At 52.6% G+C, this 22,668-nt stretch carries 20 protein-coding genes; 12 read left to right on the forward strand and 8 right to left on the reverse strand.

The window, feature by feature from the left end:
* Positions 1–29: 29 nt before the first annotated feature.
* From GK091_RS14200 to GK091_RS14210, 3 genes are read right to left on the reverse strand one after another with little or no spacing between them, the layout of a single operon-like run.
* Entirely contained in the window at positions 30–1,619 is a 1,590-nt protein-coding gene (locus tag GK091_RS14200) for a TolC family protein (protein WP_164039243.1), read from the reverse strand.
* Complete coding sequence (locus tag GK091_RS14205) at positions 1,616–2,968, reverse strand: HlyD family secretion protein (RefSeq protein ID WP_164039248.1); 1,353 nt, start codon at positions 2,966–2,968, stop codon at positions 1,616–1,618. The genes GK091_RS14200 and GK091_RS14205 overlap by 4 nt, the downstream gene beginning before the upstream one ends.
* A complete protein-coding gene (locus GK091_RS14210) occupies positions 2,961–3,965 on the reverse strand; it encodes an ABC transporter transmembrane domain-containing protein (RefSeq protein WP_164039279.1) in 1,005 nt (334 codons plus the stop codon). The genes GK091_RS14205 and GK091_RS14210 overlap by 8 nt, the downstream gene beginning before the upstream one ends.
* A gap of 581 nt (positions 3,966–4,546) precedes the next feature.
* On the opposite strand from GK091_RS14210, the gene GK091_RS14215 reads away from it, so the two are divergent.
* Positions 4,547–6,109, forward strand: a complete 1,563-nt coding sequence (locus GK091_RS14215; RefSeq protein WP_164039282.1) for a sulfatase family protein — start codon at positions 4,547–4,549, stop codon at positions 6,107–6,109.
* A 33-nt stretch (positions 6,110–6,142) separates the two neighbouring features.
* On the opposite strand, the gene GK091_RS14220 is transcribed toward GK091_RS14215, so the two are convergent.
* Positions 6,143–7,846: a DUF885 family protein gene (locus GK091_RS14220; protein WP_164040805.1), complete on the reverse strand. Its 1,704-nt coding sequence runs from the start codon at positions 7,844–7,846 to the stop codon at positions 6,143–6,145.
* Between the two features lie 301 nt (positions 7,847–8,147).
* On the opposite strand from GK091_RS14220, the gene GK091_RS14225 reads away from it, so the two are divergent.
* From GK091_RS14225 to GK091_RS14245, 5 genes are all read left to right on the forward strand, one after another.
* Positions 8,148–8,609: a GrpB family protein gene (locus GK091_RS14225; protein WP_262889194.1), complete on the forward strand. Its 462-nt coding sequence runs from the start codon at positions 8,148–8,150 to the stop codon at positions 8,607–8,609.
* Between the two features lie 43 nt (positions 8,610–8,652).
* A complete protein-coding gene (locus GK091_RS14230; protein ID WP_164039287.1) occupies positions 8,653–10,224 on the forward strand; it encodes a Na+/H+ antiporter in 1,572 nt (523 codons plus the stop codon).
* 179 nt (positions 10,225–10,403) lie between these two features.
* The gene (locus GK091_RS14235; RefSeq protein WP_164039289.1) at positions 10,404–10,796 is read left to right on the forward strand and encodes a DoxX family protein; all 393 of its coding nucleotides are present in this window, start codon (positions 10,404–10,406) and stop codon (positions 10,794–10,796) included.
* Between the two features lie 152 nt (positions 10,797–10,948).
* Complete coding sequence (locus GK091_RS14240; RefSeq protein ID WP_164039290.1) at positions 10,949–11,848, forward strand: NmrA family NAD(P)-binding protein; 900 nt, start codon at positions 10,949–10,951, stop codon at positions 11,846–11,848.
* A 3-nt stretch (positions 11,849–11,851) separates the two neighbouring features.
* Entirely contained in the window at positions 11,852–12,772 is a 921-nt protein-coding gene (locus tag GK091_RS14245; protein ID WP_164039293.1) for a helix-turn-helix domain-containing protein, read from the forward strand.
* A gap of 50 nt (positions 12,773–12,822) precedes the next feature.
* On the opposite strand, the gene trxA is transcribed toward GK091_RS14245, so the two are convergent.
* The 3 genes from trxA to GK091_RS14260 all read right to left on the reverse strand — a co-directional run bounded on the left by trxA (position 12,823) and on the right by GK091_RS14260 (position 15,313).
* Complete coding sequence (gene trxA, locus GK091_RS14250) at positions 12,823–13,527, reverse strand: thioredoxin (RefSeq protein WP_164039296.1); 705 nt, start codon at positions 13,525–13,527, stop codon at positions 12,823–12,825.
* A gap of 207 nt (positions 13,528–13,734) precedes the next feature.
* Complete coding sequence (locus GK091_RS14255) at positions 13,735–14,634, reverse strand: NmrA family NAD(P)-binding protein (RefSeq protein ID WP_164039299.1); 900 nt, start codon at positions 14,632–14,634, stop codon at positions 13,735–13,737.
* A gap of 268 nt (positions 14,635–14,902) precedes the next feature.
* Positions 14,903–15,313 (reverse strand): DoxX family protein, encoded by a 411-nt coding sequence (locus GK091_RS14260; RefSeq protein ID WP_164039301.1) that lies wholly within the window; start codon positions 15,311–15,313, stop codon positions 14,903–14,905.
* Between the two features lie 36 nt (positions 15,314–15,349).
* Here GK091_RS14260 and GK091_RS14265 point away from each other — a divergent pair, with 36 nt between their 5' ends.
* The 3 genes from GK091_RS14265 to GK091_RS14275 all read left to right on the forward strand — a co-directional run bounded on the left by GK091_RS14265 (position 15,350) and on the right by GK091_RS14275 (position 17,639).
* Positions 15,350–15,772 carry a winged helix-turn-helix transcriptional regulator gene (locus GK091_RS14265; RefSeq protein ID WP_317166302.1) on the forward strand — a complete coding sequence of 141 codons (423 nt, stop codon included), beginning with the start codon at positions 15,350–15,352 and terminating at the stop codon, positions 15,770–15,772.
* A 124-nt stretch (positions 15,773–15,896) separates the two neighbouring features.
* Positions 15,897–17,123, forward strand: coding sequence for a DUF5009 domain-containing protein (locus GK091_RS14270; protein WP_164039306.1), 1,227 nt, complete (start codon positions 15,897–15,899; stop codon positions 17,121–17,123).
* A 45-nt stretch (positions 17,124–17,168) separates the two neighbouring features.
* Entirely contained in the window at positions 17,169–17,639 is a 471-nt protein-coding gene (locus tag GK091_RS14275; RefSeq protein ID WP_164039309.1) for a lipocalin family protein, read from the forward strand.
* 41 nt (positions 17,640–17,680) lie between these two features.
* Here GK091_RS14275 and GK091_RS14280 read toward each other — a convergent pair whose 3' ends face one another.
* Entirely contained in the window at positions 17,681–18,595 is a 915-nt protein-coding gene (locus tag GK091_RS14280; RefSeq protein ID WP_164039314.1) for a serine hydrolase, read from the reverse strand.
* Between the two features lie 365 nt (positions 18,596–18,960).
* Here GK091_RS14280 and GK091_RS14285 point away from each other — a divergent pair, with 365 nt between their 5' ends.
* The 3 genes from GK091_RS14285 (at position 18,961) to bla (ending at position 22,667) form a co-directional block, all read left to right on the forward strand.
* Positions 18,961–20,142 (forward strand): cystathionine gamma-synthase family protein, encoded by a 1,182-nt coding sequence (locus tag GK091_RS14285; RefSeq protein ID WP_164039321.1) that lies wholly within the window; start codon positions 18,961–18,963, stop codon positions 20,140–20,142.
* Positions 20,143–20,160: 18 nt separating this feature from the next.
* Entirely contained in the window at positions 20,161–21,504 is a 1,344-nt protein-coding gene (locus tag GK091_RS14290; RefSeq protein ID WP_164039324.1) for an amidohydrolase, read from the forward strand.
* 119 nt (positions 21,505–21,623) lie between these two features.
* Complete coding sequence (gene bla / locus GK091_RS14295; RefSeq protein ID WP_164039327.1) at positions 21,624–22,667, forward strand: class A beta-lactamase; 1,044 nt, start codon at positions 21,624–21,626, stop codon at positions 22,665–22,667.
* Position 22,668: the final 1 nt, after the last annotated feature.

Consider the following 22,668-nt stretch of genomic DNA (forward strand, 5'->3'; position numbering starts at 1 on the left):
CATTTTTAGAGCCGGAGCTTATACACGAGCTAGCGCGTACCGATGCTGGTGCCGGCTGCGTACCACAAGTTAGCCAGTGCCTTCTGTTGTTTAGAGCGTAACTCTTCCAACTTGATCTGATAGTCGATGAGTTTTGCTTCCCGGCTATTGACCAGAAACAACGAACTCTCACCAAGCTGAAATTTTTCAACTTCGGCACGGACCAACCGATCCTGATTGGCCATCGTTTGCTGCTGAGTAACAATCTGCCGTTCCAGCGCGGCCAGCTCGTTCCAGGCTTGTTGCACCTGGTTGACAATATCGCGACCGGTTTGTTGCCGTTCCAGACCGGTCTGCTGGTTCTGGAGCTGGACCTGCCGGAGTTTACCCCGTTCGGCGCGCAGAAACAGCGGAAAGGCCAGATCGACCCCAATCTTGTGGTTATCGGCCTGAAAACCATACGCATTCGATCCGTCGTAGTTGGCTTCCGAAAGAGGACCCCGGCTCAGCAGACTGGCTTCAACCGATACTTTCGGTAACAGTAAGGCCCGTCGGTATCGCTCCTCGATGGTTAGCTGCTGTTGTTTACTGGCCAGTTTGATCAGGTCCGGGTGCTGTTGAGCAGCTCGGTTGAGCAGCTCCTGAAGTTGAACCTGATCGATCTGATTCGGCGGAGCCGCCTGCGGAATAACGGCAAGTGGCAAATCGACGGGTTGAGGAGTGGCATTGTCCTTCGCACTCCACAAAAAGGCAGTTAAACCCAGGCGGGTATTTTGCAGATCAACAACCGCTTGCTGAAGTTGGACCTGCCGGTCCTGAACCGTGATCAGGGCTTCGGTGGTATCGATGGGCGCCGTGTCACCGATCAGCGTCTGCCGCCGAATGGCGATGAAGCGCGTTTGGGCCAATTGATAGCCGCGCTCGATCCAGCGAAACTGCTGATAACCCAGATACCAGTCCCAATACGCCTTGGCCGCGTCCAGGATCGTTTTGTTGATAAGCGACAGCCGATCGGCGTCGGCCAGGTTGATACCCAACTGCGCTTGCCGAAGGGTGTTCCGGCGGGCATCGATGAGCAATCCCTGCGAAACCGGTACGCTCACCCCAAACGCGATCAGGCCCGTGGGCGGAACGGTATATTCAGGATTCAGGTACTTACCCATGTTCCGGTCGTACCCCATCTTTACATCGAGGCCACCCGGCAAAACGGGCACGACCAAACCCGACTGCCACTTATCGTAGTAGAGCGTATTCCCGAAATTCTTGCGCTTATAGTCCGAAAATAACCGGGGATCGAATGCGCCACGGGCCTGCTGCACCTGCGCCTGTGCTTCCTGACTCAGCAAACCAGCCTGTCTGACAATCGGATGATGCTGTAAAACAGCCTGGTAAAATTCCTCTGCCGTAAATACGGGTACTGTATCGGATGCGGACGTACCTGCCGGAGGAGTGATCGACCACGACACCGCCCCGGTCGACGTACCTGACGCCGATATAGCCGTTCTCGACAGGACTTCGGTGGCTACCGGAGTCGCGGGCTGGCGAACCGTAGCCGGACGGTTGGGGATCTGTTGCCCAACTACCGATCCTGTCCAGAGCAGCAGGCTCCAGAAACAGAACTGACGAACGAATGATCTCATACTTTTTCGGTCGTGGTAGGTTCGTTGCGCAGGCTCGGCGGAAATCCATTGAGCTGCCGCCATAGTTCATACCAAATGGGCACATCATCGAGCATAACCCAGCCAATAACACCCGAACCAAGACGAAGCTGCTTTGGCCACGGCTGATCGCCCGGACGAGTGTCAGGTCTGACCAACAGACGGTACATCCCGTTGGGGCTGCTGACAACGTCGATCACCGCGACACGACCGCCAAACGTACCGACCGCAACGGCTGGCCAGCCCGAAAACTGAATGGCAGGCCACCCATCGAACTGGATGCGTACCATGCGCCCGCGCTGGATCAGTGGTACATCCATTGCCCGCACGTACAGCTCAACGGCCAGCGTTGGACTGGCAGGCTGTAGAGTGGCGATGGACTCCCCTTCTTTAATGTTTTCGCCAATACCCGCTTTGAGCGTTCGCACCACGTAGCCGTTCTGCGGGGCACGAATGATGTACAATCCCCGCCGTACGTCTACATTACTGATCTTATTGCGCATCACAGCAATGTCATTGTTGGCGCTGGCTTTGCTTGAAACTGCCGAGCTGCGGTCAGACATCGTTTTGGCGATTTCCTGCTGGTATTTAGCCTGGATGATCTGCAAGTCGAGCCGGGCGTTGGCCAGTTCCTGACGCGTCACGTTCAGTTTGTTTTCCTGCACAATGACCTTGGCGTAATCCTGCTGGAGACTAATGCGCCGGGTTTCCAGATCGGTGAGCGAAAACAACCCGTCCCGATACCCTTTTTCGTACCGTTCCAGCCGGTCGACGGCAATCTGATAGTTTCGGCGGATAGCGACCAGATCGGCACTATCGATGCCTACCTGCAACTGATTTTGACGAACGCGGTTTCGGGCCGACGCCAGATCGACCGTTACGCCCGTACCCAGGGCTTTGATCTGCCCGTCAAGGGCCGTAATCTTGGCTTCCGTTGCCAGCCGGGTACCCTGTTTGGCGGCTAGCTGCTCGTTGAGTCGCTCCGGTAGGTTGGGATCAAAATATTCATCTTTGACCTCAGAAATGACCAGTAACGTATCGCCTTTTCGTACGTACTGCCCTTCACGAACTGCCCACCGCTCGATCCGTCCAGCAATGGCATTCTGAAGCGACTGCGGCCGATCTTCTGGCGTCAGCGACGTGACGGTGCCGCTCCCACTGATGTTCTGACGCCAGGGGAGCAGTAAAACGACAATCGTTAAGAAAAGAAAAAAGAGCATCCAGCGGCCCAGCCGTCGGCTACTTCGGGGGTGCGGGAGTTCGTGTAATGTTTTGAGCGGATAGTCGACGAACATCTGCTCATCAATCGACTGATTAGAGATATTAAGCATGTGTCGTTGTATCAGTTTCTATCGGTAAGTCAGTTACAGCGGCAATTTTTTCGACACCAGCCAGCATGTCGAAAATCGTATCGATGCTGGAGGTTAATTTATCAACGGCTCCCGTGACGAGTACAATCACCAGCTCCGACGCAACGAACTGGCCCAAAGACAGTTGGCGACTTACGACCAGCGATGTTCCCAGGATCAGCAGGCCACCCGTAACCAGCGCCCTGAACGCAACTGAACTGTAATAGAACCGCTTGAGAACGCGAAAGTGATCGTTTCGGTGGCTCACGTAGCTGGCCAGTCGGGAATCGATCTGAGCAATAGGATTGGCCGTATCTTCACCGTCTTTATGCTCCGCCAGGTGCAGCGAATAGCTTTCGAGCCAATCGACGACCTTGTACTTATCGCTTGATTCCTTGATGCTGGTCCGTGTTCCCTCCGGGCCAAACAACCGGACAACGACGTAAATGACCAGGAGTGTAACCAGACCGAACGCGATGAAAATTGGGTGGTAGAACGAGAGCAGAATGATACCGAACAGAATCTGAACCGCAGCCGATGGCAGATCGATCAGCACCTTCGACATGCCTTTTTGCAGGGTCACCACGTCAAAGAACCGGTTCATCAGTTCGGGGGGGTAATACCCTTCCATGGCCTCCGGTTTGATGCGGGGCAGGCGGTACGTGAATTCAAACGCGGCCTTGGCAAAGATGCGCTGCTGAATGATCTCAACCAGCGTAAACTGGACGATCGTCAGCAGGCCGCCAACCAGAACGCCGATAATGACCAGTCCGATCATGACATAGACCGAACTAAAAATCATACCACTTGAAACCAGATTGAAGACTGCCTGAATGCCTAGTGGCAGGGTAAGGCCGATCAAGCCCGTGATAATGGCGAACAGAAGAATGTAGACTATATCTTTTCGTTCAGTTCCTAGTAGCCGTAATAGTCGCTGAAGGGGCGATGGGGGTGGCTGCTGAAGCTTACTCACCGTCATTGTTGTTAAAAAAAAGCGTTAATATTAAAAAAGCATTAAAGACCAGTTAAGGAATAACGTCCGTAATCGGGTTTTGGTTTGTTATAAAAGAAATGTGGAATTGATACTACGGTACTCAGATTGAGCGCACACACCGGTTTCTTCCAGCAAGTTCTGAGAAATCATAACTAGCATACCAACCGCTCGTTTGCCCTATTGCACGCTATACTGACCTTCGCTACTGACAAAAGGAAAAACTATCTAAGAATAAACCAATTTTAGGCAAAATGGTTACGCGCGAACGTTACCCAATCTCGCCTAAACCGAATCAGGTAACGTTTCTGCCTTATCCACCGATAACGTACTTATTTAACTTCTTTTAATAAAATAATTTTGGCAATCGTATTTACAGAAGCCGTGGATCGTGTTGAACAGGTTGCCGGACAGACCGTCACGTCCTGTATTCAACAACCAATTGATACAAAATTCTGGGTATTTACCGACTTCGACCTGCTTAGGGTAGCGTTCGGATATACTCAGGCAATGCACCATGCTTTCAAATCGATTGTATCCTGCTACTTTCGTTCTACAATTGCTGAATCATGAAAAACCCACTCTTGTACACCATCAGCCTTCTCCTACTTGTCGGTTCGCTGGCTGCGTTTCGTCCGCAGACCTCGTTTACGGAGGGACCAGACCAAACAACGGGGAAACCGAACGCAACGAAACCCAAGAACATCATTTATATTCTGGCCGATGATCATCGCTACGATTTTATGGGCTTCACGGGTAAGGTCGCCGGTCTAAAGACACCCAATCTGGACAGGCTGGCGAAGGAAGGAGCCCATGTACGCAATGCCTTTGTCAGTACGGCTCTCTGTTCGCCCAGCCGCGCCAGTATCCTGACCGGACAGTACGCGCACACGCACAAGGTGGTCGACAATTTCGCGCCCCTGACACCGGGCCTGAAATTCTTTCCCCAGTACCTGCAAAAGGCGGGTTACAAGACTGCGTTCATGGGAAAATGGCATATGGGCAACACGGACGACGCCCCCCAGCCCGGCTTCGATTACTGGCTCAGTTTCAAAGGGCAGGGTATTTATTATAACCCGACGTTCAACATCAACGGCAAACAGGTCGCCCACCGCGATAGCAGCTACATCTCTGATCTGCTGACCGACTATGCGGTCAACTGGCTCAACTCGCTCGACAAAAACAAACCGTTTTGTCTGTACTTGTCACACAAGGCCGTCCACTCCGAATTTCAGCCCGCCAAACGACATCGGGGGATGTATAAAAACATGCCGATCAATTACCCGGAAACGATGTACCTGACGGCCAGCGACACCAGTAAAATCTGGGGGCCGAAACCCTCAGCAAGTCCTGAATCGAACGCGCTGAAAGTCAACATGGCTGATATGCCCAACTGGGTCAAACAACAGCGGTATAGCTGGCATGGCGTTGATTATCTGTATCATGGCGCGATCGACTTCAATGATTTTTACCGGCAGTACTGCGAAACGCTGATGGGCGTCGACGACAGCGTTGGGCGGGTGCTGAAATGGCTTGAAGAAAATGGTCAGCTGGAGAACACGATGGTCGTTTACATGGGTGACAACGGATTTAGCTTCGGCGAACGGGGGCTCATCGACAAACGGCACATGTACGAAGAGTCGATGCGGGTTCCGTTGCTGGTCCGTTGCCCGGCGGTGGTCAAGCCCGGCACGAAGCTGGATCAGGTCATTCAGAATATAGACCTTGCTCCCACCTTTCTGGCCTACGCGGGTCTTCCCAAACCAACTCAGATGCAGGGCAATTCGTTTTTGTCCCTGCTCAAAGGCGAATCGATCCCCTGGCGCGATCGGGCTTTTTACGAGTACTATTGGGAGGCTGATTTTCCGCAAACGCCTACCATGTTCGGCGTCAGGAACGACCGCTACAAATACATTTTCAACCACGGCGTCTGGGATGCCAACGAGTTGTATGATCTAAAAGCCGATCCGCAGGAAGTGAATAACCTGATTCGTAGCCCGGCGCATCAGGAAATTGCCAAGGACCTGAAAGGACAGGTATTCGACTGGCTCGAATCGACGGGGGGGTTACAGATTCCGCTTCACCCGATCAAACAAAAACGGTTCGATCATCGCTACAAGGATAACTATTAACGCGCTACGCATGGCCATTCGGAACAGGACCGGTTACGGTTTCAAGGCGTAAAATCGCCACTTGGTTGTAAAATCCTTTGGTAACTGCTGATTGGTAAGGATGGCCCGGACCATTTCAACGGGCATCGAGTTGAGTTGCAGGACGGCATCGTGAAACTGCTTGTGCGTCATTTTTCCGCTGTCGACCAGTTCTTTCTTGAGGGCCAGAAATTGAAAGCCACCCGTCATGTAGGCCAGTTGATACAGGGGCGGGTAACCACCGATGAACGACCGGCGGACTTCGCCTTCCGCATTGGCCCGCTCGTGACCGACTCGATCCACCAGAAAGTCGATGCACTGCTGCGGCCCCCAGTTGCCCAGGTGGTAATTGAGCGAAAAGATGATCCGGGCGCACCGGTGCATCCGCCAGAACAACATCCCGATCCGGTCTTCCGGCGACTGCGCAAAGCCCTGTTCCCAGAGCAGCATCTCCCAGTACAGGGCCCAGCCTTCTATCCAGAACGGGGTATCAAAATGACGATACGTTTTGTAACGGTTGTTCATGAACCCCTGCAAATGGTGACCCGCGATCAGCTCATGGTGCACCGTGGCGCGCGAAAAATGAGGATTGTTCCCCCGCATGCTCATCAGTTTGTCCGGGTGTTTCATGCCGTCCGTTGGGTACGAAATCATGATCTGTTCGCCCCCCAGAAAGAACGGATTGACCAGCTGCCGCTCGGGCGACATCATGGTCATTCGCCAGGTTTCTTCGGCCAGTGGTGGGATCGTTATCAAGTCCTTCGCTTTCAGAAATGCCACCGATTCGGTCATCAAGCGCAGAATCATCTCGGGCTGTCTGCCAATGGGCACGTAGCTGTTTTTCACTTTTTCCTGAGCGGCCTTCCAGTTATCGCCAAACCCCATCTCGCGCGCGGCTTTCAACAGTTCGCGGTCGCACCAGGCAAATTCCTGATTGGCCATCTCGATCAACTCCTCCGGCGAATAGGGAATCAGTTCGACCTTTAGTTGACGCAGCAATTCGGTCCGGCCAACGGCAATGCCCCGAATGCCGCTGCCATCCTCTTTGAGGGGTGTCGCTTCGTAACCTTTCCGACGAAAGAAGGCCGTATAAGCCGTTAGCAGGCTATCCGTTTTTTTGTAAGGCTCCGGCACCCACCAGGTGAAATCGGCGTCGTAGTGATTGTAAAAGGAATAAATACTGGTCAACGCTTTTTGTAACCCTTCGGCCGTTGATTCGGCCCGGCGCAGCAATGCGACATCCAGCGTTTTACTTTTGTCGAGTTGCTGCTGACTCTGTCTGATCTGCGTACCGATAGTCGTCAGACTCTGAGCCAGTTGCTTCGCGTTGAGCACATGACCCCGGCGACGTAATTTCTCGACGGCATAGAGGGTATCCGCAAAGGGGAACCAGGCGTTGATCTGCTCCCGTTCCGTAGCTTCGACCGCGAGCTTATCGAGTTGCTGCTGTAAGTCCCGCCGAAACAGCAGGTAATCGACCCGGCTGTCGGTGTTCATCCGGTCGAAATTCAGTTGTTCGACCTGCTTCAGATAGTCAGTATGGAATTTTTGCAACCGCACTCGTCGTTCGGGCGATCCGGTTACGGTATAAAAACGGCTCAGACTCCCTAAATCGGCGTAATATTGGGTCAGGAGATGATGGACATCGCTACTCTGGGGGTTTATGCCGTTACGTAGATTCGGCTGAGCGTCAACGCACAGACTGCCAGCCAGCAACATATATATAAACGATAACGAACTGATCACAATCCGGCGAAGGACCGTATTCTTTGAATTTTTCGTGTGTACGCTCATACAAATTAAATACAGAACAAATAGGCACATTTCTGGCGAATACAGATTGATTCTATGGCAAGTAAAGCATAATGTTACGGATTAATTTGCAACCCTGCTTATGTAAACACCACAACGATTACAATTTGTATTCCTCAGCAACTAAAACTGACCAATGGACAACAGTATGCGTCTGGGCGTTAAACGGGGAACCGTTACGCTGGTGCCTTATCAGTCTGCCTAGAAACTGGCTTATGAAACGGAGCGTGATTTATTGCTAACCGTGTTCGAGGGTGTTGCGCTGGCTATTCAACATATTGGTAGTACGGCGGTGGAGGGCTTGTCGGCTAAGCCAATTATCGACATTGCCATCAACATACAAACGTTACCCATTGACGACGATATTCTTAATCAACTGGCGCGATGCGGCTACAAAGAGCGTGTTAACCGACTCGGCCCCGAACAGGCGGTCTACGTAAAAGGTACAGAGGAAATGGAAACTCATATTTTACATATCATTCCCGTTGGCAACCCGGATTGGCATAACAAAATACGGTTTAGGGACCATTTAAGAAATCATCCAGCCAGTCGGACACTATATGAACAGATAAAACAGGAACTTAGCCGCCAATACATAACTGATCGTGGAAGCTATACGAAAGGCAAAGAGCCATTCATTCGCCAGGTCCTGTCTATTAATCCGGGTTAATTATATCACAGGTCATTTATGCAGTGGAAACCAACGCTCAACTATGCTTCATCTTTTCCCGTATTATTTAGCCCTTATCATTATCATCGTGCTCTTGATCATGCTGGCCAACAGGATCAAAGTGGCGTACCCTATCTTGCTGGTACTGGCCGGTTTAGGGATTAGTTTCGTGCCGGGCGTACCGCTAATTCAAATCGACCCCGAACTTATTTTCGTTATTTTTCTGCCACCCCTTTTGTACGAAGCCGCCTGGGCCATCTCCTGGAAAGAACTCTGGAAGTGGCGACGGATTATTGGCAGCTTCGCGTTTATCGTCGTGTTTTTGACGTCGTTTGCCGTGGCCTGGGCGTCCAGTATGTTTGTTCCGGGCTTTACGCTGGCGCTGGGGTTTCTGCTGGGAGGCATCGTGTCACCACCCGACGCGGTGAGTGCCGGGGCTATTCTGAAATTTGTCAACATACCCAAACGACTGGAATCCATGCTTCAGGGCGAAAGTCTGCTCAATGACGCATCGAGCTTAATTATCTTCCGATTTGCCCTCATTGCCGTGAGTACCGGGCATTTTATCGTGCAGGATGCAGCCCTTAGTTTCGGCTGGATGGTGTTCGGCGGTGTAGCGATCGGGTTAGCCATTGCCTACCTCTTTTTCAAGCTGCACACCCTACTCCCAACCGACGCCAACACCGATCTTGTGCTTACACTGGTCGCGCCCTATGTGATGTACATTGCAGCCGAATCGGTCCATAGTTCGGGCGTGCTGAGCGTGGTTAGCGGGGGTTTGCTCCTATCCCAGCGACGGCATCTTTTCCTGAGCAGTACCAGTCGGTTGCGGGCCGTCAATGTGTGGGAATCGCTGAGTTTTATTCTGAATGGACTGGTGTTCATGCTCATTGGGCTGGACCTCCCCGAAATCACCGCCGGCCTGGATGGGGTCAGTACGATCACCGCCGTTGGCTACGGTTTGCTGATCACGGCGGTACTGATCATTAGCAGATTACTGTCGGCTTTCGGGGCTATTGTCGTCACCATGATTGCCCGAAATTTCATAACCGTCGCTGATTCAACGTATCCGGGTATCAAAGGCCCTTTTGTATTGGGCTGGGCTGGTATGCGCGGGGTCGTGTCGCTGGCAGCCGCCTTGTCTATTCCGGTTCACCTGAGCGATGGTGTCGCGTTTCCGCAACGAAACCTTATCCTTTTCATTACGTTCATCGTCATTTTGTCGACGCTGCTGCTACAGGGTCTGACCCTGCCCTACCTGATCCGGGTCTTCCGGTTGCCAGACTCCGATCACCACTTACCCGAAGAGGAAGACTACCATCTGATGTATAAAAAGCTGGTTGCCGAAAGTCTGACTCATCTCAAAACCGAGTATGCCGCGCAGGTGAACGAGCATCCCGCCCTACAGCAACTGGTCAGAAAATGGGAAGACAGCAATCAGTTGCTCGACGATGAATTGCAAACGTCCGATCACAAGGCCATTTACCTGCAACTGCTTGATCAGCAGCGCCAGTGGTTACGCCAGTGGAACAAAGACCCCGTAACCAACGAAGAAGTCGTCCGCAAGCATTTACTGCGATTGGACTTAGAAGAAGAACGGGTTCATTATCTGTAAGTCTGTTGCCGGCGTGTGGCTTCATACGCCGTATCTCCAAGATACGGCGTATGAAGCCACACGCCGTGATTCTGATCGATACGGGTTTTACTGGTTTGTCAAGGAGCGGCCAAAAACCCTGACTCCGTAAATCGAGTTACTATAGCTCATACGATGTCAACCAAAAAATAAGTACGGTTATGAGCGAGAAAGACCTGAAAAAGATAGCCAGAATTGCGTTGGGTGCCAATTTGATTTTTGCCGGAATAAGCCATCTGACCTTCGCCCGCAAGGCGTTCAGAGCTCAGGTTCCCGACTGGATTCCGTTGAAGGTTGATGATACGGTGGTGTATTCGGGCATCGCCGAAATTGCACTGGGCAGTAGCCTCGTGCTGACCAATGAAAAACACCAGGAGACGGTTGGAAAGGTAGCCGCTTCGTTTTTCACGGCGGTTTTCCCCGGCAACATATCACAGTATGTCAATGACCGCAGCGCATTTGGTCTGGATACGGACACGAAGCGGTTGGTACGCCTGCTCTTTCAACCCGCGCTTGTCTACTGGGCTCTGAAAAGCACCAATAACCTCAAATAAAATAGTCCGACCTTGACCGGTTAGCTGCCCATGCTGTAGGGGCAAGCGTCAGTTTTACCGGATACCCCTCACGTTCGACTACAACGACCGTAGATTCGGCTACGTCTGTCCGTTTGTGGCTGCTGAACTTTGCAACAACAAAACACAGCAACATGAACATTGTCATAACGGGTTCATTAGGTCATATCGGTCAACCGCTGACGGCGGAGCTGGTACAGAAAGGGCATACGGTTACGGTCATCAGCAGTAATCCGGAACGACAAGGGGCCATTGAAGCCTTGGGGGCCACTGCGGCCATCGGTTCCGTAGAGGACGTTGATTTTTTAGTGGCTACGTTTACCGGTGCCGATGTGGTGCATGCCATGGTTCCACCCAAAAATTCCGTTCCCGACCCAATAGCGCGGACGGCGAAATTAGGCGAGTGCCTTGTACAGGCACTTGCGCTGTCGGGCATAAAGCGTGTGGTCTATGTCAGCAGTTACGGGTCGGATCTGGACAAAGGGACCGGATTAATCGTTGGTCATCATCACGTCGAAAATGCGTTGAATGCCTTGCCCGGCCTGGAAGCACTCACGCACCTTCGTGCTACCTACATTTACTACAATTTGTATGCGTACGTGGGCATGATCAAAGCGACGGGATTCATTGCGGCAAATTATGGCGACGATGACCGGGTCGTTCTGGTATCCCCAAAAGACATTGCGGCTGCGGCTGCCGATGAGCTGGTGAACCAAAGTAACGGCAGGCACATTCGCTATGTGGCCAGTGACGAACGGACCTGCAAGGAGATCGCTCAGCTGCTGGGCGCGGCCATTGGCAAACCTGATCTGACCTGGGTAACGACCACCGATGAGCAAATGCAGAACGGCATGGAAGCAAACGGCGTACCGCCGAACGTGGCAGCCCAGCTGGTGGAAATGTACGGTGCCTGTCATACGGGTTCGCTGCATCACGATTATGACCTGCATAAGCCAGCAGTTATGGGCAAGGTGAAACTGGAAGATTTCGCGCAGGAATTCGCTGCGGTGTTTAATCAAAACGAACAACGATGATTTATGGCGAACACGCAACCTCGTCGGATCAAGACCATTAGCGAGTATCACCAGGCGATGGGGCTGCCCAAACCGGCGCACCCACTGGTTAGTGTAATTAACATGGACGCTGTTACCCACTGGCTTGGTGATGAGTCCATCAGCCTGGTGTTCGATTTTTATTCAATTTCGTTAAAGCGGAATTTCAATGCTAAAATCAAATACGGGCAACAGTCGTATGATTTTGATGAGGGGATCATGTTTTTCATGTCGCCAGGTCAGGTGTTTGGCATCGAGCTTAAGAAAGGGGCCACGATAAAACGGTCGGGATGGATGCTGCTCATTCATCCCGATTTCCTCTGGAACACGTCGCTGGCGAAAATGCTGAAGCAGTATGATTTTTTCGATTACTCCGTCAACGAGGCTTTGTTTCTTTCCGAAAAAGAAGAAGTGGTCATTACGGGGATGATGCAGAGCATTGAACAGGAATACCACGCTAACATTGACAAGTTCAGTCAGCCTATTATTATTGCTCAGATCGAGCTATTGCTCAAGCATGCGGATCGATTTTATCATCGCCAGTTCATCACCCGCAAAATCAGTAACCATACCATCCTGGCTCGCCTGGAAACCATTCTGTCCGATTATTTCAACAGCGACTCTCTGGCGAAAGACGGCTTACCGACCGTTCACGCTATTGCCGAATCCCTGAACGTATCGCCGAACTACCTGAGCAATCTGCTTAACGTCTTAACCGGTCAAAGTACGCAGCAACATATACACGATAAACTGATCGAGAAAGCGAAAGAGAAGCTATCGACGACCGACTTATCCGTCAGCGAAATCGCGTATGCCTTAGGTTTTGAGCATCCGCAGTCGTTCAGTAAATTGTTCAAGACAAAAACCGACCGCTCGCCCATTGAATTCAGACAGTCGTTCAATTGACAAACCGTGCGCCAACCCGTTTACCGGCAATCGTCCGTAGGGACAGAACCTTACTTGATCAGGGCGCGTAGAGCCGCTTCGTCGCGAAATCCGATTTCGCGGTTAACCAACTTGCCATTGCGAAAAACTAATAAAGTCGGCAATTCATCGACCCCGTAGGCCGTCATCAATGGCTTCTCCGCATCGGCATTTAGTTTGACGATGGTCACCTTGCCCGCCATCTCTTCCGAAAGCTTGTCGATGATCGGGGCCATCTTTTGGCAAGGCGCGCACCAAGACGCATATACGTCCACAAACACCAGCGGCTCTTTCTGGATCAGGCTGTCGAAACGGGCCGTAGTCCATTGCGGGTTAGCGTTCGACCGGTTCACTCCTTCCACCGGCATCATCCGTGACGACCATTTGAGATAGCCCCCTTTCAGTTCATGGACATCAGTATAACCCAGCTCATGCAACTTATCGACGGCCCGTTTGCTGCGTCCTCCCGACAGGCAGTACACAAATACCGGCTTGGTTTTGTCGAGTTCACCCAGCGCCTGACTAAAATCCGTCCGTTGGGAATTGATATTGACCGCATTTGGCAAGTGACCTTCAGCAAATTCGGTCGGTGTCCGGACATCGATCAGTTGAGGCTGCTGGCTCTGTTTGAGCATCGTACTGAACGTATCAACCGAAACGGTCTGCGCCATCCCCAGCTGACCCAGGAATGAGAGAGAAAGGACTAACGCGTATTTCGTGAACGAATGAAGTTTCATAATGGATTGCGATTGGTGCAGGAGACACACAGCCAAAACTACCTAAATCAGCTGGAATTAACCATTACTTAGGCTCTGATTACAAACGCAATCACCGACTTTTTTCAACGCCGGGAGTTGCGGCACCGTTCCGATCACACACATGGTTAAATCAGCATCCCCAAAGAGGCTACCCTTTTGCGATAGCCTCTTTGGGGAGATGCAACACTACCTTTTAAAAACCGCAGCAAAGTCCTGCGCAAAATCCTCTATTTTCACCTTGCCCGTAACTACTGGCTGATGCAGGTCATACGCTTCACGCAGGGTACCGTTGTGAATACTCGATCCCAGTTCAACAAGGTTAGTCACAAGCGAAGCTGGCATTCCACTCGATGTTAGCGCGTCTTTCGTTTGCGATTCACTAACGGTTACCCAGGTCAAATCCGGCTTGCCAATGGCCTCACCCAAAACACGAGCGACTTCGCTGGCGGTACGATCATCACTTACCACATAGCGAATGGTTGACCTCGTACGCGCGGCCGACGACCCGGATGTTTCCAGTTCTTCGACTGCCACGGCAGCAATATCGCTCGGAGCCACCATGATCAATTTGTCATCGCCACCATAAATGGCCCCCATGATGCCTTGCTGGTTGATCATATCCACAAAGCTGTACAGATTGTAGTAGAAGTAAGCGGCCCGCAGGTGGGTAAGGTTCACGTCTGGCAACTCGTTCAGGGTGTTTTCGACATGGTGTGACCCAAGGATAAACCCGGTCCCTTTGTCCAGATCCGCCCCGTAGCTGCTGAGGTGTACCACGCGCCTGACACCCGACTGCCGGATGGCCCGTGCGTAGTTCGTACCGATCTGGCGGTAATACGCTACCTGATCGGGCATGGCATAGTTTGGCGGCACCATGGCGAACACAGCGTCGGCCCCGGCAAACGTAGCGATCAGAAAACCAGCGTCTTCCAGTGATCCGATGGCCGCGGTGGCCCCCAGGGCTTCAATGGCCTCTCGTCGTTCCGGATTACTGCTGATGACCGTAACCGTATGCCCTTTCTGTACTAATTCCGCCGTCAGCGGTTGGCCGATGTGCCCTAACGAACCTGTTACGACGATGTTCATGTTGCTGTGTTTTTAGTTTGATGCACAAAGGTCTGCCCGTCCGGACTCCTTCCCGTAGCCGAATCTTGGGTTGTTGTAGCCGTTTCTTGACCAATGGCCAATGCCTGCCCGTTGAGCGACTGCCGGACGTCCGACGGTGAGCTGGGACCATCGTCTGTTATCGCTTTATTACGTCAACCTTGCTGACAGGAACCAACGGGTGCTCCGGGGAAGCGCCATAATCCGGTGATACCCGGCTATGGATTTGATGCTGCGTGGCGGTCCGCTTTTATTTCGGTTCTATCGGGGCTTTGTTCATTCGTCCCCAGGCTATAAAAGCCGCTATACCGGCAAACACGACATTCGCCCCTATTTGTGCGACTTCTCCCCTGGCAATGTGAAAAATACTGGCGCAGACCATCAGTACAACGATACTGATCGCTGCGACGGGTGTCAGTTTCGGCTGAATGCGCAGGAATGAAGGCAGAACCAACCCAAGTGCACCCAGCAAGTCGATCAGTCCGGTAACCCTCACCCATGCTTCAGGGATCTGACCGGCCCAGGGCCACATGGCGGCTAACGTGGCCGTAGGCTGAAACAACTTCATTAGGGCGGCCCAGCCAAAGGTCAATGCCAGCACCAGTTGTGCTACCCAAAGGAGAATGTGTATTGTTTTCGACGGCTTTAGTTGATGGGCCATGATGCGCTGTTTTTTCGTAGTAGCGCGAAAATAGCTATGTTTGCTATCGACTGGCCGGTACTTCCCCACTGGATAGTGCTTTCCAATCGGGTAGTATCGGTCCCTTTGTCCCAGAAACTCATGTTGACCACAGGTGGATGTCCCAAAACGGCTCTTTCGATTAAAGATGCGTTGGAAGCGCTGGAAGGTCGTTGGAAGCTGCTCATATTATTTGCCTTATCAACGGGAAACAAGCGGTTCAACCAACTGGCGAAAGAGGTTACCGGCATCACCGACAAAACGCTGTCCAAGGAGCTAAAAAGCCTGGAAGCGAATAAGCTGATCCAACGAACTGTTCACGCTACCTTTCCTCCGACCGTTGACTATTCCATTACGGCCCACGGGATGTCGCTGGAGAATGTTATGGAAGCGCTTCATTACTGGGGGTTGGCCCATCGTCAAGAGATCATTGGCAAGTAATCACGCACCCCATACTAGTATTTCGTTGTATAGGGGCCGATGTCCCAAACTAGCTGCACCCGTCGTTGACTGGACGGCTATCGTTAAGTAGAGATCCAACAAACCAGACCAGTCACCTTATTCTATGATCGCTACTCCATCGAAAACCAGCACAGTCGATCTGTCGTTGAAACGGGTTTTTTCCATCGACGTTTTTCGGGCGCTGACCATGTTGACGATGATTTTCGTGAACGACTTCTGGACGCTGTCGGGTATTCCCGGCTGGCTCGAACACGCGCACGGTGATCAGGATTTTCTGGGTTTTTCGGATGTTGTTTTTCCCTGTTTTCTGTTCATTGTGGGCATGTCGATTCCCTTTGCCATTCGGCAGCGGCTCGACAAAGGCGATTCGTATGCCCAGATCAGCAGACACGTCATTCTCCGGTCGATTGCCTTGCTGGTGATGGGCGTTTTTACGGTCAACACCCCAGACCTGAATGCCAAAGCGACCGGCATGCGTACCGAATGGTTTCAGATACTGATGGTCCTGGGCTTTTTCCTGATCTGGAACCAATATCCCAGACGAGAAGGATCGACAAAAACGATTGTCACGGCTTTACAAGGGCTGGGTGTCGCGCTAGTCGTGTTTCTGGCCGTTCGTTTTCGGGGCGGCACCGACGATAAACTGACAACGATGACCCCGCAATGGTGGGGCATTCTGGGCCTGATCGGCTGGACGTACCTCACCTGTGCCCTGCTGTATTTGTTTGCTCACAAGCGACCGGTGCTGATCGTCGGTCTGTGGCTGTTTTTTACGATTCTCTGCATCGCGGGTCATGCCGGCTGGTTACGTTCCGTATGGTCCGACGGTCCCAACGACTGGGTGCTTGGCAATGGTGCGTTTGCCTCTTTTTCCTTCGCAGGCATACTGGCTACGCGTTTACTGACGCGCTTCTACGCCACCGGAAAACAACAACAGATACTACTCCTTTTTGTCGGCATTGGGCTGCTGTTGCTGGTTGCAGGATTCCTGTCCAGACACTTTTTTATCATCTCAAAAATTCAGGCGACACCCACCTGGATTTTTCTCTGTTGCGGCATCGCGTTTTGCCTCTACGCCGGCATTTACTGGCTCGTTGACCTGAAGGGGAAAGCACACTGGTTCGACTTCATAAAACCCGCCGGAACCAGCACCCTGACCTGTTATCTGATTCCCTATGTTTATTACAGCGTAGCCAATTTGTCGGGGCTTTCGCTGCCCCATTCGCTCACGGTTGGGACAGTTGGGTTGCTCAAATCGTTCGTATTTGCGCTCGTGGTCATTGCGATAACGGCGGTTTTAGGCCGGTTGACAATAAAGCTTAAACTGTAGTACGACGGGCCCAAGTTCATTTTTGCGTATCACTTATCACTGCCGATGAAACCCCTCATACAAGCACTTGTTGGAACCTGGTTTATTTGTAGCACAAACTTTCCAATGTGGCTGAAAGGCGATAAAACCAGTCCCACGTTTACGTACTCGATTACCGATAAAAAAGGCGACACGACCGTGCTGCTGGATGAGGTCAAATACCAGCAAAAAGGCGGACACAAAACGCTTACTGGCTTCGATTACCAGGACCAGGCCGATTCTTCCGCCTTCGTCTGGCGGGGCAAAGGACTACTGAGTCTGGTCCGGAGCAAATGGCGTGTTCTACTGCGTGATCCCGATGGACAGTGGGCGGTCGTTCAGTTTTCGAAAACGCTATTTACGCCCGCTGGTGTCGATATCATCAGTCGGACACCGCAGCTCCCGGATAAGACGCTCAATCACATAAAGTCGCTGATCGCTAATGATCCGCAAGCCGCCAAATACCTAATCGATATGAAAGACCTACCCGTTCAGTAAGCTCGATTCTATTCAACTGTTTGCTGGCAAAAACGGGTTGATTAGCCCTGCGTTACGAACTGGTAGATCCACGCCGAGACGGTTGCATATGCGTTAATGACCGCCTTGTCATCGGTAATGTCTTTTGATAGCAAGACCAGCACGTACCGCCGACCATCGGGCAACATGACTAGGCCCGAATCGTGCCGAACGCCGTTGATCGACCCGGTTTTGTGGGCCACCTTCACCGCCTTGGGCAGCTTAGCGGGAATCGCATCGTTGAACTTTTGGTCCAGCAGCGTAGCGATCATGGCCTTCGAAGCTTCGGCATTGACGGCCTGGCCGGTGGCGATCTTGTCAAAAATCACCATCAGATCATAGGCCGTAGTCGAGTTGTTGAGTCCCTTGGCGAAGGCTTTGGTATCCTCGACGCCCCGTCGCACCTGAATGTCACTGGCCCCCAAATCACGCATGGTCTGCACGACGTTCGGGGCACCTACGCGCTCGATGACCAGATTAGTAGCCAGGTTGCTGCTGACGGTGATCATGTCGTAGACCAAAGAGGCTAGGGTCCGTTTGGAACCTACCTGTTTGTATGTCGTTGAGTCACTGTCCGATGTGGCCGGTAACGTATACGGACTACCATCCACGATGCTGTTGAACTCGGTCTTGATCAGGATTGAATCGGTAAGCGCCAACTTGCCCTGCGCCTGCTGGTTGTAGACCTCGATCATAACCGGCGTTTTCATGGTACTGGCCGCATGAAAGACCTCCCGCTCCCGAATCAGCAGTTCATTTCCGGTGGTCAGGTCTTTGAAGGCGACGGCAAAAACGCCCGTTTGTTGGTTCAGCTCCCGGTCAATGCGCTGGCGTAACGCGGGCAGGGTCGTGCGCGACTGACCAGCAACGACTAGCCAGGTAGCCGAATAACAGACCAGGGCAGTAATCAGACAGATGGCTTTACGGTTTAGATGCATTGTCGTTCAGGGTGTATATGTGGTCGTAATGTAGCCGTAATAAACACCAAAATTTGGTTGGCTAAACGCATTTTGTCAACGCACCCCTTGGATTTAAGGGCAGCATAACCGATCTGGCTCGGCCAACTTAATCACGCCGAGCGCGTAAAATCAGGGTATACCGCCTTCTCTTTTTGCGTATTATTACCTCCGGCTCATTGCCTACCATCAAGTTGACGCAGAAAATTACCTGTTCAGTCGTTTCTGCCAATTAAATGTCGGCTTAGTACAACTACATACGGTTCGCTATCACGATAGCGGTCGTATGCACGGTTTCAGCAGCGAACGCAACCTAAAAAGTACCACCTGTCAACCAATCGTTTACTATGGATTTTTCGAAGTACCAGAAAAGTACCGCGTCTGTATGGGCCGGTGAAACCGAACCGACTGCCGACGGGGCTGTTACAACACCAATTGTGCGCAGCGTAGCGTTTGCCTATACCGATCTCGATGAATGGCATAATGTAGCAACCGGTAAGGCCGACGGCTACATTTACAGCCGGAACACGAATCCCACCGTCCATGTGCTCGAAGAAAAAGTCCGGATTCTGGAAGGGGCCGAAGCGGCCACGTCTTTTGCTACCGGGATGGGGGCCATCAGCAACACGCTGTTCGCGCTGTTGGGACCGGGCAAACGGGTTGTTTCGCTCAATGACACCTACGGCGGCACCAGCCGGCTCTTCCTCGATTTTCTACCCCGTTATCAGGTCAACGTTACCCTCTGCGACACGACCGATTTTGACCGGCTCGAAACCGAAATAGCCGCCGGTTGTGACGTTCTTTACCTGGAAACACCGACAAATCCGACCCTGAAAATCGTCGATATAAAGCGGTTAGCGGCTGCGGCCAAAAACGCGGGCGCGATCACCGTTGTTGACAACACATTTGCTACGCCGATTAACCAAAATCCGCTGGCGTTGGGTGCCGATCTGGTGCTTCACAGCGCGACCAAGTTCCTCGGCGGCCATTCTGACGCGATGGGCGGTGTCTTGTGTGGCGCGAAGAAACTGGTGGAGAAGGTATTCCAGTTTCGGGAAATCAACGGAGCGAGTTTACAGGCCGACCCGGCGTATCTGATTGCCCGGGGAATGAAAACGCTGGAACTCCGCATCGACCGTCAGAACGCATCGGCGCTGACCATTGCCAGGTATCTGAAAGCGCACCCTAAAGTCAGCGACGTTTTTTATCCGGGTCTGGACACCCACCCCGGCCACGCCATTGCCAAAGCGCAGATGACCGGATTTGGTGGAATCTTAAGTTTTTCGCTGAACGGTGGCTACGAGGCCGTGAAGAAATTTCTGCCGACCCTTCAGTTCGTGCACTTGGCTGCCAGTCTCGGCTCCGTGAGTACCCTGGCTGGCCCACCGAGAACGACCAGTCATGTCGAACTAACGGAAGACCAACGCAGACAATTGGGTATTCCCGAAAGCCTGATCCGGTATTCGGTTGGTATCGAAAATGTTGACGACTTACTCACTGATCTGGATACGGCACTAGCCTCCCTATAACCCAACCCACCGTCGCCCATGTATCAGCGTCCTACGTCACTCGCTGGCCATTTGCTGGCAATATTACTTCTTCCGGTCAGCTGTTTAGCCCAAGCACCACAAACCCGTACCGCAAGTGCAATGACCCTGCTGGTGCGCATGGATACAATCGCCGATGGACTAACGGCGAAAGTTATCGGCTGGCGACGCGCTATTCACCAGCATCCCGAGTTGGGTAACCGGGAGGTCAACACGGCGGCTAAAATAGCGACTCACTTACAGGCGTTGGGCATTACCGTGCAAACGGGGGTCGGTAAAACGGGGGTGGTGGGCCTGCTCAAAGGGGGCAAACCCGGTGGCCCGGTTGTCGCCTTACGAGCCGATATGGATGCGTTGCCGATCATAGAACGGACAGAGTCGCCCTTTAAGTCGACGGTGACGGCGGAGTACAATGGTAAACCTACGGGCGTTATGCATGCCTGTGGTCATGATGCGCACGTAGCCATGCTGATGGGTGCCGCCGAAGTGCTGGCATCGGTTCGAAATGAGTTACGGGGTACGGTAAAATTCATCTTCCAGCCGTGTGAGGAAGGGCCGCCAACGGGTGAAGAAGGGGGTGCCAAACTGATGGTTAAAGAAGGCATACTCGATAATCCAAAAGTAGATGTCATTTTCGGCCAGCATATATCGTCCGGCACCAACGTTGGCACCTTCAGCTACCGACCGGGCAGCGTTAGCGCCGAAAATGACATCTTTCGCATTACGATTCATGGCAGGCAAAGTCACGGCGCGGCTCCCTGGTCGGGGATCGATCCGATTGTCACCGGGGCACAAATCGTCATGGGACTGCAAACGATCGTGAGCCGGAATCTGCCACTCACCGACCAGGCTGCTGTGCTGACGATAGGAGCTTTTCACGCTGGTAACCGCGAAAATATTATTCCCGAAGAAGCCACGATGATTGGCACCATCCGCACCCTGGACACAACCATGCGGAACACCATGCACCGACGCATCAGGGAGGTGGTCACGGCCATTGCCACGAGTGCCGGGGCCACGGCCGACGTGTCGATTAGCATGGAAGATGCCATGCTGGTCAACAACAAAGACCTGACCGCGAAGATGATTCCTACGCTACAGGACCTAGCGGGCCTGTCTAACGTGGTTCTCGTGCCGTCGGGTATGGGATCTGAAGATTTCGCTTATTTCGCCCAGCAGGTTCCCGGCTTCTTCTTCAGCACCGGGGCCCGGCCAAAAGACAAAAAACCAAGTCAGGTGGCGCACCACAGCCCTGATTTTCAGATTGACGAAAGCAGCTTCGGATTGGGCGTCAAGGCCCTTTGCCATCTGACGGTAGATTACATGGAGAAAACCGCCAAGTAACGTAGACCGCTGATCCGCATGGCCGCGCCTGGAACGGATGACCCGTTTGACTACGTATTCTTTTGAACGGATAACCAGGTGGACTGGAAGTCCGCCTTACATTGACACCTCACTAACCAATGAAAAATCGATCATCACTACTGCTTCTCTTTTTCCTGCTAACTCATTTTACCAGCCTGGGCCAGGCCACTGGTTCAGCAAAAAACTCGTCTGACCTGGCGACGCAGCGACTGGAACACGAACTGGAACGAATCGCCAAACTGGCGAAGGGAAACGTTGGTGTCTGTGCGCTTCACCTCGAATCGGGCAAACAGGTGAGCATGAATCTACAGGAGCGCTTTCCGATGGCCAGCACAGTCAAGGTGGCGATTGCCGTGCAGTTATTTACCCTGATCGAAAAAGGTGATCTGTCGATGATGACGATGGTCGACCTACAACCATCCGATTTACATCCGGGCAGCGGTACACTGGATGTACTGTTTGCCAAACCCGGCGTTCAGTTGTCGGTTCAGAACCTGCTCGAACTGATGATGGTTATCAGCGACAACTCTGCTACGGATATTCTGCTTCGGCTGGTGGGCGGCCCAACAGCCGTTCAAAACCGATTGAAAACGTTAGGTATTACGGGAATGTCCGTTGATCGGACCATCATCCAACTACTGGCCGACCTCGATGGTATTACACTTCCCCCAGCCAGCCAGTGGACGCTCGGCTTTTATGCAAAACTGGACAGCGCCACTACGCCAGCGATCAAACAGGCTGCAGCTAGTAAGCTAAAGACCGATCCGCGTGACACATCGACACCCGCAGCGATGGTAAATTTACTGACGCAAATTTACCGGGGTAGGGCGCTCAAACCGGAGAACCGGGCACTTTTGCTGGGCGTTATGGAACGTTGCCGGGGTGGAGCCGCCCGACTTAAAGGCTATTTGCCTCCTAACACCATCGTTGCGCACAAAACGGGTTCGCTGGGTGGCAGCGCCACCGACGACATCGGCATCATAACTCTGCCGGGCGATGCGGGGCACATTGCCATTGCCGTTTTTGTGGGTGATTCGCCGATGCCCCTCACCGAGCGTGAACAGGTCATTGCCCATACCGCCCGCTCGATTTACGATTATTTCCTGTACCAGCCCCCCGTTTTATCCACCTCGTCCCGGTAGC

The organism is Spirosoma agri, from assembly GCF_010747415.1.
Taxonomy (GTDB): domain Bacteria; phylum Bacteroidota; class Bacteroidia; order Cytophagales; family Spirosomataceae; genus Spirosoma; species Spirosoma agri.